The 12,813-nt window shown below is 63.6% G+C and carries 10 protein-coding genes; 7 read left to right on the top strand and 3 right to left on the bottom strand.

Features of this window, described 5'->3' with window-relative positions:
- Positions 1 to 13: 13 nt before the first annotated feature.
- The 7 genes from BM416_RS04410 (at position 14) to BM416_RS04380 (ending at position 7,978) form a co-directional block, all read left to right on the top strand.
- The gene (locus tag BM416_RS04410) at positions 14 to 451 is read left to right on the top strand and encodes a hypothetical protein (protein WP_092485937.1); all 438 of its coding nucleotides are present in this window, start codon (positions 14 to 16) and stop codon (positions 449 to 451) included.
- Between the two features lie 255 nt (positions 452 to 706).
- Complete coding sequence (locus BM416_RS04405; RefSeq protein WP_092485934.1) at positions 707 to 1,375, top strand: GntR family transcriptional regulator; 669 nt, start codon at positions 707 to 709, stop codon at positions 1,373 to 1,375.
- 64 nt (positions 1,376 to 1,439) lie between these two features.
- Positions 1,440 to 2,246, top strand: coding sequence for an ABC transporter substrate-binding protein (locus tag BM416_RS04400; protein WP_092485931.1), 807 nt, complete (start codon positions 1,440 to 1,442; stop codon positions 2,244 to 2,246).
- Between the two features lie 12 nt (positions 2,247 to 2,258).
- Entirely contained in the window at positions 2,259 to 3,035 is a 777-nt protein-coding gene (locus tag BM416_RS04395; protein WP_092485929.1) for an amino acid ABC transporter permease, read from the top strand.
- A 2-nt stretch (positions 3,036 to 3,037) separates the two neighbouring features.
- Positions 3,038 to 3,817, top strand: coding sequence for an amino acid ABC transporter ATP-binding protein (locus tag BM416_RS04390; RefSeq protein WP_092485926.1), 780 nt, complete (start codon positions 3,038 to 3,040; stop codon positions 3,815 to 3,817).
- 22 nt (positions 3,818 to 3,839) lie between these two features.
- A complete protein-coding gene (locus BM416_RS04385) occupies positions 3,840 to 5,450 on the top strand; it encodes a gamma-glutamyltransferase family protein (RefSeq protein WP_092485923.1) in 1,611 nt (536 codons plus the stop codon).
- 122 nt (positions 5,451 to 5,572) lie between these two features.
- Positions 5,573 to 7,978 carry a TonB-dependent receptor gene (locus BM416_RS04380; RefSeq protein WP_092485920.1) on the top strand — a complete coding sequence of 802 codons (2,406 nt, stop codon included), beginning with the start codon at positions 5,573 to 5,575 and terminating at the stop codon, positions 7,976 to 7,978.
- A 241-nt stretch (positions 7,979 to 8,219) separates the two neighbouring features.
- Here BM416_RS04380 and BM416_RS04375 read toward each other — a convergent pair whose 3' ends face one another.
- From BM416_RS04375 to BM416_RS04365, 3 genes are read right to left on the bottom strand one after another with little or no spacing between them, the layout of a single operon-like run.
- Positions 8,220 to 9,152, bottom strand: a complete 933-nt coding sequence (locus BM416_RS04375) for a sulfonate ABC transporter substrate-binding protein (protein WP_092485917.1) — start codon at positions 9,150 to 9,152, stop codon at positions 8,220 to 8,222.
- Positions 9,149 to 10,489, bottom strand: coding sequence for an LLM class flavin-dependent oxidoreductase (locus tag BM416_RS04370; RefSeq protein WP_175539038.1), 1,341 nt, complete (start codon positions 10,487 to 10,489; stop codon positions 9,149 to 9,151). The genes BM416_RS04375 and BM416_RS04370 overlap by 4 nt, the downstream gene beginning before the upstream one ends.
- Positions 10,482 to 12,665 (bottom strand): TonB-dependent receptor, encoded by a 2,184-nt coding sequence (locus tag BM416_RS04365; RefSeq protein ID WP_092485911.1) that lies wholly within the window; start codon positions 12,663 to 12,665, stop codon positions 10,482 to 10,484. Before BM416_RS04365 ends, BM416_RS04370 begins: the two co-directional genes overlap by 8 nt.
- Between the last annotated feature and the right edge of the window lie 148 nt (positions 12,666 to 12,813).

Raw genomic sequence — 12,813 nt, 5'->3', positions numbered from 1 at the left:
AGTGGAGGTGGCGATGTTTCAGGTGCATAAAAAGGGCTTTGTGCCCGGCAGGAAAATGGTCGACGGCCTGGTCCCTTACGACTTCTTTTGCGAAGACAGCCCGGCGATCAATCTGTTTGTGTTTACCGGCGCCGCTACGCCGGGCGCCACCGTCGAAGAACAGACCCTGTGGGGCTTCACGCGGTTGGAACGTTTCGAGGCGATGAGCCACGCGTTGGTGAGCAACCAGCGGCACGCCGGCTGGTTTCAAAGCGTCAATGTGCTCACCGGGCCCAGCCACAACGGCACGCTAAGCGTGAAATTCCAGCGCGTGCTGAAAATCATCAAGCACGCCAGTCCGGCCCGCAAGGCCGACTACGAGATCCTCACCGACGAAGGCGACACCTATTTCACCCGCCGGGCGGTCGGCGAAAACAGCGCGCAAACCGTCATCTATTCGGTCGAGCCATAACGCCAGCGGTGGGCTGGATTCGCCTCAAGCAAAAGCATCTCGCCCACGTCCCGCTTGTTACTTCCGCCCACCAATGGGGCGTCTTCTGCGCCATTGGGTAGCAAATTCCCACGCGACTTTTCAACGCCAGCCCCAGCTTTTTCCCTTCTATCCGATCTGAATCAATCACTTGGCTCCTGTCCCAAGCCGTTGGCACGCATCCTGCTTTTTTGCATCCGTGGATAATTGGATACAAAAATTCAAAAGGTGCTGCCGATGCAATTCGCTCCCGCTTACGTTGACCGCCAGCCCCTCACTGCCGAGGAGGAGGCCTACAACTTTCTGCTCGATGCCATTTGCGGCGGCCGCTACCGCAAGGGTGACCGGCTGATTGCCGAAGACATCGCCAGCGAGATCGGCATGAGCCGCATGCCGGTGCGCGAAGCCTTTCGCCGCCTGGACGCCCAGGGCCTGGTGACCTTGCGCCCCAACCGTGGCGCGATCGTCAGCGGTCTGGATATCGATGAACTGCACGAAGTGTTCGAGATGCGCAGCGCCCTCGAAGGCCTGGCGGTGCGCGTGGCCGTCGGCCGTATCGGTGAGCGTCAACTGGCGGCCCTGGAGCGCATGCTCGATGAGATGGACGACTACCGCGACGAGAGCGCCGCCTGGGTCAGCCGCCATCGCGCGTTCCACGAATACCTGTGCAGCCTCAGCGGCCGCCCGCGCCTGATGAAGCAGATTTCGGCGCTGTACTCGCTGGTCGAGGCACCTATGCGCTTGTGGCTGCAGCACGGCGAAAAACCCCTCAGCGCCCGCCAGGAACACGCGGTGATCCTCGATGCGATCCGCGCCGGCGATGCCGCCCGCGCCGAAGCCGTGGTGCGCGAACACATCGAAGGCACCGTGCCGGCACTGATCCAGTTCCTGCAAACCGAACAATAAGAAACACCCGCTGTGTTTTGACTTTAGTCCTGCCCCGTTATTCAACGAACTGGAGTGTCTGGTCATGCATAAATGCCGCGCCTTGCTGGTGGCTGTCTCCTTCGGTCTCTGCGCACAAGGGGCCTTTGCTGCGCCTCAAGTGCCGGATCGTCTGCAAAAAGTCGACAAACTTGTCTATTGCTCGGGGATGGATTCCCCGCCCCTGGTGTCCTTCGACGAAGCCCAGAAACCCCGCGGGCTCACCGTCGACCTGGGCCTGGAAATCGCCAAGCGGCTGGGCCACAAGCAAGTGCAATGGCGGGTGATTCCGTTCTCTGGCCTGGTGCCGGCGCTGCTCGCCCAGCAGTGCGACATGATCGTCGACCAGCTGTTCGACAAACCCGAGCGGCGCCAGGTGATCGACATCGTCAACTACATGTATTCCAGCCAGTCGGTGGTGGTGCCCAAGGGCAACCCCAAGGGCATCAAGGCGCTGGATGACCTGTCCGGGCACAAGGTCGCGGTGCTCAACGGCTCCACCATCAAGACCCTGCTCGATGCCCACAATGAAAGCCTGGCCAAGGCCGGCAAGCCCCCGATGAAACTGGTGGTCTACAACACCGACACCGATGCCTTCCAGGCCCTGCGCATCAGCCAGGTCGACGCCTACGGCACCACCGTGGAAACCGCCGGTTACTACGCAGCAATGGCCCCGGACCTGTTCCAGGAAGGCGTGCCGGCGTTCAGCCGCATCCTCACCGGCCTGGGCATACGCAAGGACGACCCGCAACTCACTGCCGCCGTGCAGCAGATCATCAGCGATATGCGCAGCGATGGCAGCTATGTGCAGTTGCTGGACAAATGGCATGTCAGCAGCGACACACTCGACTGAGGCGTACCTGCGATGAATTTCAATTGGGATGTGTTCTGGCAGTACCTGCTGCAGCCCAGCGGGGTTTACCTCACGGGGTTGTGGCTGACGTGCCTGATCAGCGTACTGGCGATGCTGTTGGGCTGCGCGCTGGGGCTGGCGGCGGCGTTGTTGCGCTTGTCGAAGAACCCGCTGTTGCATCTGCCGGTGCGTTTTTATGTGTGGCTGATGCGCGGCACGCCGCTGCTGGTGCAGATCGTGTTTCTGTACACGGCGCTGGCGGCGGGCGGGATTTTCCGCTTCGAAGATATCGAACTGTTCGGCCTGATTGTCCCCGGCAATATCCAGGCGGCGATCATTGCCCTGGGCCTCAACGAAGGTGCCTATATGGCCGAGATCATCCGTGCCGGCATCGGCGCGGTGGACAAGGGCCAATATGAAGCCGGGCGCTCCCTGGGCATGGGCTTCGCCAAGCTGATGCGGCGCATCGTGTTGCCCCAGGCGTTCCGGGTGATCGTGCCGCCGCTGGGTAATGAGTTCAACGTGATGCTCAAGAACACCACCCTGGTCAGCGTGATTGGTGTGCAGGAACTGCTGCTCAGCACCCAGATGATCACCTCGGCCACCTTCCGGGTGTTCGAGCTGTACCTGGTGGTTGCCTTGTACTTCCTGACGCTGACCACCCTCTGGGGCTTTTTCCAGCGCGGGCTCGAAGCCCGTTTCAGCCAGTCCGACCGGCCTTCCGCGCCACCACCGGCAGCCAGCCGCATGTTCGGACGTAGCACCCTGAAACTGCTGAGGGGACGATAACCATGGCACACCAAAGTGACGAACTGATCATCGAAGCGCTGGATATCCACAAGTCGTTCGGCGCGCTGCAGATTCTCAAGGGCATCTCGTTGCAAGTACGACGCGGCGAAGTGGTGGTGCTGATCGGCGCCTCGGGCTCGGGCAAGACCACCTTTATCCGCTGCATCAACCTGCTGGAAGATATCCAGGGCGGGCGCATCCGCGTCAACGGCCGCGCCATGGGCTATCGCGAGCGCAGCGACGGCAGCCTGGTGCGCGATTCGGAGCGCAACATCGCCCGCCAGCGCCGCGACATCGGCATGGTGTTCCAGCGCTTCAACCTGTTCCCCCATATGACGGCGCTGGAAAACATCATCGAAGCACCGATCCAGGTCCTCGGCACGCCACGTGCCGAAGCGCTGGAACAGGCCCGTGGCCTGTTGGCGCGGGTCGGCCTGGCGGACAAGGCCAGCCACTACCCGTCGATGCTCTCCGGCGGCCAGCAGCAACGGGTCGCCATCGCCCGCGCCCTGGCGATGAAACCCCAGGCCATGCTGTTCGACGAACCCACCAGCGCCCTCGACCCGGAAACCGTCGGCGAAGTGCTGCAGGTGATGAAAGAGCTGGCCGAGGAGGGCATGACCATGGTGGTGGTCACCCATGAAATGGGCTTTGCCCGGGAAGTGGCGGACCGCGTGGTGGTACTCGACCAGGGCGAACTCATCGAACAAGGGCCGCCGGAACAGATCTTCAGCCACCCCAGCCATCCCCGTACCCGGGCGTTTCTCAGCCGTGTGTTATGACTTTTTTTGAAGAGCCTTTGCCATGTTGAAATTTTCTGCCCACGAGTACCCCTATCCGTCGCAGCGCCAGAGCGTATTTGCCCGACGTGGCATGGTCGCTGCGTCCCAACCCCTGGCCGCCCAGGCTGGTATCGAGATCATGCAAAAGGGCGGCAACGCCATCGACGCGGCCATCGCCACGGCGGCCGCGCTCACGGTGGTGGAGCCCACCGGCTGCGGCCTGGGCGGCGATGCGTTTGCCCTGGTGTGGTGCAAGGGCCAGTTGCATGGCCTGAACGGCAACGGCCATGCGCCGGGCGCCTTGAGTGTCGAGGCGGTCAAGGCTGCCGGGCACGACCGGATGCCGCTGTACGGCTGGACCCCGGTGACCGTGCCCGGCTGCCCATCGGCCTGGGCGGAGCTGTCGCAACGCTTCGGCAAGCTGGCGTTTGCCGAGTTGCTGCAACCGGCCATCCGCCTGGCCCGCGAGGGTTTCCCGCTGTCACCGGTGGTTGCCCACCAATGGCAGATCTCCTTGAACGAATTCAGCCTGCATCGCGATGAAGTGCTGCAAGCCTGGTTCGACACGTTCCTCATCGATGGGCGCGCACCCCAAGCGGGCGAGATCTTCCGCAACCCGGCCCAGGCGCGCACCCTGGAAGAACTGGCCGCCAGCCGTTGCGAAAGCCTGTATCGCGGTGCCCTGGCCGCACGCCTGGACGCCCACTCACGGGCCACCGGGGGATACCTGCGCGCCAGTGATCTCAAGGACTACCGCGCACAGTGGGTGGACCCGATCCACATCAATTATCGCGGTGTCGACGTCTGGGAAATCCCCCCCAGCGGCCAGGGCCTGGTGGCGCTGATGGCGCTGAACATCCTCGAAGGCTTCACCTTCGATCACCGCGACAGCCAACAGACCTGGCACCGCCAGCTCGAGGCCATGAAGCTCGCCTACAGCGACGGCCTGCACTACATCACCGACCCGCTGCACATGCGCGTGGCAGTGGCCGACCTGCTCAGCGACGACTACAGCGCGCGCCGTCGCAGCCAGATCGGCGAGCAGGCACAGGCGCCCAAGCCCGGTGACCCGCACGCCAGCGGCACGGTGTACCTGGCCACGGCGGACGCCGAAGGCAATATGGTCTCGTTCATCCAGAGCAACTACCACGGCTTCGGCTCCGGCGTGGTGTTGCCCGACAGCGGCATTGCGTTGCAGAACCGTGGGCAGGAATTCAGTCTCGACCCGACCCACGCCAACTGCCTGGCAGCAGGCAAGAAGACCTTCCACACCATCATCCCCGGTTTCCTCACCAAGGACGGCCAGGCCCTTGGCCCGTTCGGCGTGATGGGCGGCTACATGCAGCCCCAGGGTCACGTACAGATGGTGATGAACCTGGTGGACTTCGGCCTCAACCCCCAGGCCGCACTGGATGCACCGCGCTGGCAATGGCTGGGCGACATGAAGGTCGGCATCGAGCAGGGCGCCTCCCGCGACCTGGCCAATGCCCTGGCCCGGCGTGGTCATCAGGTGCAGATCGCCAGCGACCTCACCGACTACGGCCGTGGGCAGATCATCCTGCGCGACCCGGTCAGCGGCGTGCTGTGCGGCGGCACCGAACCGCGTGCGGATTCCCATATCGCGGTATGGTAGCCAAAGCAGGGCATGGCGCCGCCATTGCCCTGCCATTTTGAAAAAAGTTGGTCGAAGCCTGTCCCCTTTTTTCACCTCGCCTGTCATTCCAGGCAAGTGAACAAAATCGAGAGCTTCTTCCAATGCCCGCAGTCCAACCCTTGCGCTTGCGCCCGTTGCTCAAACTGAGCCTGATGCTGAGCCTCAGCGCCAGCCCCTTGTTCGTCCCCGTCAGCTATGCCGAAGACAGCGCCGCGCGCCGCAGCTACCAGGTGCCGGCCGGTAGCCTGAGTGCGGCGTTGACCCGTTTTGCCGGGCTGTCGGGGGTCAACCTGTCGGTGGACCCGGCGCTGGTCAGCGGGCGCAGCAGCAGCGGTTTATCCGGCGAATACGGCGTGGAAGAGGGTTTTGCCCGCTTGCTGCAAGGCTCCGGCCTGCAATTGCAGCCCATGGGGGAGCAGGCCTACATGCTGGTGCCGGTGCCGGAGGGCGGCAGCCTGGAACTGGCGCCCACGTCGATCCTCGGCACCACCGGCCTGTACGACGGCGACACCTACGCCGGTGGCCAGGTGGCGCGGCGTGGCTCGCAAGGCCTGCTGGGCACCCGGGACTTCATGGAAACCCCGTTCAGCATGACCACCTACACCCAGGACGCGGTGAAAAACCAGCAGGCGCGCACCCTCGGCGACCTGATCGCCAGCGACCCGTCGGTACGCGCCACCAACCCGGCCGGTGGGCGTTATGAACAGTTCACCATTCGCGGCTTCAGCCTGTTCAACAGTGATGTGTCGTACAACGGCCTGTACGGCGTGCTGCCGACCTACACCATCGACATGGAAATGGCCGACCGCGTCGACATCTTCAAAGGCCCCACCCAGTTGATCAACGGCATCTCGCCGCGCGGCAGCGTGGGCGGCGGGATCAACGTGGTGCCCAAGCGCGCTACCGACAAGGACATCACCTCGTTCACCGGCACCTGGGCCTCCGACAGCCAGGCCGGTGGCGCCGTGGATGTGGGCCGGCGTTTCGGTGAGGACAACAAGTTCGGCCTGCGCTTCAACGGCGTGAAGCAGTCCGGCGATACCGAATGGGACCACCAGAGCGTCGACCGTGAGATGGCCGTGCTGGGCCTGGATTTTCGTGGCGAGCGCCTGCGCCTTTCCACCGATATCGGCCGCACCGAGCGCGATACCGATGCGCCGCAGGAGCGTGTGCAAGTCGCGGCTGCCGCGCCGGTGCCCAGCGCCAACGATGTGCGCCGCAACTATGCGCAGTCCTGGAGCAAGGCCCGCACCAAGGACACCTTCGGTACGGTGAATGCCGAATATGACCTCAGCGATTCGGTGATGCTCTACGGCGGTGTGGGCGCGCGTAAAAGTAACCATGAGTTCCTGCGCCATGCTGTTTCGGTGACCAATGCGGCCGGTGATTTCACCGTGCAGCCTCGGGACTTCACCCGCGATGAAAACGTCCGCACCGCCACGGCCGGCGTGCGTAACTGGTTCCACACCGGGCCGGTGAGCCATGAGGTCAACCTGGCCGCCAGCTACTTCTATATGGACTTCACCAACGGCGGTGCGCGTTATGCCAACGCATCGAGCAATCTCTACAACCCGGTGCAAACCCCGACGCCGTCGGTGGCCACGCGCCAGGATGCGAAGGTCTATACCGAGAACAAGTTCAGTGGCGTGGCCTTGTCCGACACCCTGGGTTTCTTCGATGACCGCCTGTTGCTCACCCTCGGTGCGCGCTGGCAGCGCGTGATCGTGGACGACTGGAGCAACGGCATCAAAGGCAAGACCAACTACGATGAAGAAAAGATCTCGCCTTCGGGCGGCCTGCTGTTCAAAGCCACCGACAAGCTGTCGCTGTACGCCAACTACATGGAAGGGTTGAGCCAGGGCAAGATCGCCCCGTCCACGTCGCGCAACGAAGACCAGATCTTCCCGCCGTTTATCAGCCGCCAGGTGGAAGTCGGCGCCAAGTATGACGCTGGCGCCTTTGCCGTGACCGCCGCGGTGTTCCGCATCAAGCAACCGGCCTACGAGACCAACGCCACGTCGCGGCTGTTCGGTCCCAATGGCAAGCGCCAGAACACCGGTGCGGAGCTGAGCGTGTTCGGCGAGCCCCTCAAGGGCGTGCGCCTGCTCGGCGGCGTGATGTACATCGACAGCAAATTGAAGGACACCACCAATGGCGCCTGGGACGGCAACCGCGCGCCGGCCACGCCCAAGTACAACGTCAACCTCGGTGCCGAGTGGGATGTCCCGACCCTCGAAGGCCTGACCCTGACCAGCCGTGGCATCCACTCCAGTTCCCAATACCTGGACCAGTCCAACGTCAAGGAAATCGACGCCTGGAACCGCATCGACGTCGGCGCCCGCTATGCGTTCAAGGTCGATGACAAGCACATCACCCTGCGGGCGAATGTGGAGAACGTCGCCGACAAGCGCTACTGGAGTTCGGCCGGCGCGTCGGATGACAGCGAGCCGGGGCTGACCCTGTCGACCCCGCGTACCTACCTGCTGTCTGCCACCGTCGACTTCTAGACGCGGATTAAAAATGTGGGAGGGGCAAGCCCTAATGCCAGTCAGTTAAGAAGTGAAAAGGGTAAAAAGTAACCTGTGGCGAGGGAGCTTGCTCCCGTTGGACTGCGCAGCAGTCCCGTTTTTTTCAAACAAAGAGCTGGGGCCGCTTCGCGGCCCAACGGGAGCAAGCTCCCTCGCCACAGGTACGGTGTTCGCCCTTAACTGACTGCCATTAGGGCTTGCCCCCTCCCATATTTGGATCTCAGTTGGCTTGGGAATTCCACACGGCCTTCTTCACCTCAATGGCCTTGGGCAACAACCGGTTCTGGAAAAACAGATCCGCCGTCGCCTGCTGCGCCTCAATAATCTTGTCATCAATCGGCAAAATCGGCGAAGGCGGGCGGTTGTCCATGTAGCGTGCAACCACGTCGACGGGCAGGCCCATGAAGTCGGTCAGTACGTTCAGGCTGTCTTCGCGCTGGCTGCGGGTGAGGGCTTCGGCGGCGGTGAGCTCGTCGAGCAGGTCATGGATAAAGGCCCCATTGTCCCGCGCATACTCGCGCCGGGCGCTGTACACCGGCCCCGACAACCCCAAGCCTTCGCCATTGGCCAGCACATGGCTCGGGCTCTGGCTCAAGGCGAGTGACGAGTAGGGTTCCCAGATCGCCCAGGCATCGACGCTGCCTTGTTCGAACGCCGCTCGCGCATCGGCCGGCGGCAGGTACACCGGTTGGATGTCCTTGTAGCTCAGGCCGGCGTTGTTCAGCGCGCGCAGGATCAGGTTGTGGGAGCTGGAACCCTTTTGGAACGCCACTTTCTTGCCCTTGAGGTCCGCGACCGAATGCAGCGGGCTGTCATTGCGCACCAGGATCGTCTCGGCGCTGGGCTTGGGCGGTTCGGCGCCGATGTAGACCAGGTCAGCCCCGGCGGCTTGGGCGAACAGCGGCGGGATGTCGCCGGTGGAACCCACATCCAGTGCCCCCACGTTCAGCGCTTCAAGCATCTGCGGGCCGGCGGGGAACTCGATCCACTTCACCTCCGTCTTCGGGAAGCGCTTTTCCAGCAGGTCATGTTGCTTGGCGAGGACCAGGGCGATGGAGCCTTTTTGGTAGCCGATACGCAGGGTGGCGGGGTCGGCGGCCAGGGCGGTTTGCGTCACCGCCAGCAAGGCCAGGAGCAGTGCTGGAAACTTCATGCTTTACCCTCTGTAAATCGATGGGTCGGGCGCGCCAGGCCGAGGTTTTCGCGCAAGGTGGAACCGCTGTATTCAGTGCGAAACAGGCCGCGCCGCTGCAGCTCGGGCACCAGCCATTGCGCGACGTCTTCCAACCCACCCGGCAAGTGCGGCACCAGGATATTGAAACCATCGGCCGCGCCGTTTTCGAACCAGTTCTGCAGCTCATCGGCAATCTGCGCAGGCGTGCCGATCAGGCTGTAATGCCCGCGGCCACCGGCAACTCGCCGACCCAATTGCGCGAGGGTCAGTTGCTCACGGTTGGCCAAGTCGCTCAGCAGTTGCTGACGACTGCGTTGCCCGCTGTCGGTCAACGGCAGCGCCGGCAACGGCCCGTCCAGCGGGTAGCCGGACAGGTCGAAATTGCCCAGCATGCGCCCCAGCAACGCGACACCCACCTCCGGCTCGACGAGATCCTGGAACGCCTCGAATTTGGCCTGGGCCTCGGCCTCGGTCGCCCCGACCACCACCAACACGCCGGGCATGATTTTCAGCGAATCCGGCTCGCGCCCGTACTGGCTCAAGCGGCCCTTGAGGTCGGCATAAAACGCCTGGGCATTGGCCAGCGAGGTCTGTGCGGTAAATACCACCTCGGCGGTCTGCGCGGCCAGCTCACGGCCGGCTTCGGACGAGCCGGCCTGCACGATCACCGGCTGGCCCTGGGGCGAGCGCGCCACATTCAGCGGGCCCTTGACCCGGAAGTGTTCGCCCACATGGTCCAGTACATGCAGTTTCGTCGGGTCGTAATAGTTGCCGCTGGCCTTGTCGCGCACAAAGGCATCGTCTTCCCAGCTGTCCCACAGCCCGGTCACCACCTGATGAAACTCCCTGGTGCGGCTGTAGCGTTCGCCATGGCCGAGGTGTTCGTCGCGGCCAAAATTCTGCGCTTCGGCGGCGTTGTCCGAGGTCACCAGGTTCCAGCCCGCACGCCCGCCGGACAGGTGATCCAGCGAAGCGAATTTGCGCGCCACATGGTAGGGCTCGTTGTAGCTGGTGGTCGCCGTGGCGATCAGGCCGATGTTATCGGTCACCGCACTCAGCGCCGAGAGCAGGGTGAGCGGCTCGAAATGATCCGAGCGCGCCATATGGCTGGCGATCTCACCGGTGGCGGCGGCGATGCTGTCGGCCACGAACAGCGCATCGAACTTCGCCGCTTCGGCCACCCGCGCCAGGTGTTTGTACTGGGCGAAATCCAGCCCGGCATCCGCCGGTACATCCGGGTGGCGCCAGGCGGCGACATGGTGCCCGGTGGCCATGAGAAAGGCGCCGAGTTTCAGTTGACGGCTCATGCTAGAAATCCTTGCGCAGTTGCACGCCGAAGTAACGCTCATCGTCACGGGGTACGGCGCGGTAAATGTAGTTGCCACCGCTGGCCAGCAGCGGTGAGTAGGACTTGTCGGCGAGGTTCTTGGCCAGCAACGCCACGCGCCACCCGTTGGTGTAGTCGGCCAGGGCCACGCTGGCGTTCCAGATGCCGTAGGCGCCTTGCTTGGTGTCGACGTTCTGGCTGATGTCGTACTGCACTTCGCTCTGCCAGCTGTAGTCGGTGCCCACTTCGATGTCCAGGCCGTTATCCAGCGGGATCGTGTAGTCGGCGCGCACGTAGCTTTTCCAGTCCGGGCTGAAGGGCAGTGGCTTGCCGTTCACGTTACAGGTGGCCGCCGCACCGGCCGGGCAGGCGAACTCATCGATGCGCGCACGGGTGTAGGCCAGGGCGCCGGAGAGCTTGAGTTGCTGGGTGGCCTGCAGGGCGTAATCCAGCTCGACGCCTTCGGTGCTGACGCTGCCGGCGTTGATCAGGCGGGTCACGACCTGGCCGGCGACGGTGTCGAAAAAGTTCGCCTGGTAGTTGTCGTAGTCGCTGTGGAATACCGCCAGGTTGGTGGTCAGGCGGTTGTTCCAGGCGGTGGCCTTGATCCCGGCTTCCCAGGTGTTGGAGGTTTCCGGCTTGAGCGCGTCGGTGTCGCGCGGCTGCATATTGAAGAACACGTTGTAGGCCGGGCCCTTGTAGCCGCGCGAGTAGGTGAGGTAGCTGGTGACGCTGTCGCTGATGTCGTACTGCACCCCGAGGCGGCCGGACCAGCCGTCTTCGTCCACCGAGCCGGAGCTGGAGGTGGCCGGTTGAATCCCGCTGACCGTGGTGGCCGAGGTGGAGACGCGGCGGTGATCGTATTTCAGCTCATCGTGGGTGTAGCGCAGGCCGGCGATGCCACGAAAGCGCGAGGTGAAGTTCAGCGTGGTCTCGCCGAACACCGCGTAGCTGTCGCTGGTGGTGCTGTAGTCGGCGATGCCACGGTCGGTGCGCGTGGTGGTCGTGAGCGTGCGCTGATAGGTTTCCTCGTCCTTGCCGTGCATGTAGAACAGGCCGCCGACGTATTCCAGGAACTCACCCTTGGGCGAGGCCAGGCGCAGTTCCTGGGAGTATTGGTCGAAGGCCAGCTCGCCCTTGTCGGCGGTGCCGGGGAAGGCGCCAGTCACCGTGCCGAGGCGGTCGCCGTCCTGGTACTGGGTGTTGTCCCAACCGCGCCAGGCGGTGATCGAGGTCAGGGTGTAGTCGCCCAGGTTCCAGTCCAACTGAGCGGACAAGCCTTTGTTGGTGTCCTCGACATGGCTGCGCGCATCGGTGTTGATGTCGCGGTTGTCGCCGGAGGCGCGCACCGGGCTCAAGGCATTGCTGAAGGCCGGGCTCAGGGACTTGCTGACCACGCCATTCGGCGCGTCGTCGTGGGACTGCATGTAGTCGGCGATCAGGGTCAGTTTCACGTCATCGTTGGGGGTGAATTCCAGCTTGCCGCGGATGCCCTTGTGGTTGTAGCCGTTGACCTCCTGGCCGTTGTGCGGGTTATCGACGTTACCGTCGTAGCTGCCGAACAGCGTGCTGATCGAGCCTTTGAGCACCTCCGGCACCAGGCTGCCGCCGATGCCGAAACGGGTGCGGCTTTCATTGCCGCTGTAGTACGCCTGGTCGATATAGCCGTGGGTCTCGGCGGTGGGCGCCTTGCTGGTGATGTTGAGCACGCCGGCCGAGGCGTTCTTGCCGAACAAGGTGCCTTGCGGGCCGCGCAGCACTTCGATGCGTTCCAGGTCCAGCAAGTCGAGGGTGGCCTGGCCGGGGCGCGCGTAGACCACGCCGTCGATCACCGTGGCCACCGTCGGCTCCACGCCAGGAGAGGTGGAAATGGTGCCCACGCCGCGCACGAACAGCGAGGTGTCTTTGTTCGAAGCGCCGGTGCGGAAGTTCAGCGACGGCACTTGCTGGGCGATGCTTGCGACGCCGTTGCGGTTGTCGCGCTCCAGTTGTTCGCCGTCCAGCACCGAGACCGCCACCGGGACTTTTTGCAGTGACTCTTCACGCCGGGTGGCGGTGACCGTCACCGCTTTGAGCGTGGGTTCCTGCTCGTCGGCGGCAAAGGCGCCGGGCACGGGGAGGGCGGTCAGACCGGCGAGAAGGAATAAGTGCGTGTGCCTGTGCATGGTGTGTTCGCTCGAAAAAATGCCCTGAACCGCTGCGGTTCTTACGACCGTCAGCGCCTGTGGAAACTGCCTTGGGCATTCGCTTGAGCGAGTAGCAGACAGCGCGCTTTGTTAGCGCTAACATCGGCATTATTGGTAGCTCGGGTTT

The sequence above is a fragment of the Pseudomonas sp. NFACC42-2 genome (assembly GCF_900116055.1).
GTDB lineage: Bacteria > Pseudomonadota > Gammaproteobacteria > Pseudomonadales > Pseudomonadaceae > Aquipseudomonas > Aquipseudomonas marginalis.
Note: the sequence above shows the minus strand (reverse complement) of the source record. Positions and strands in the feature narration are given on the sequence as shown.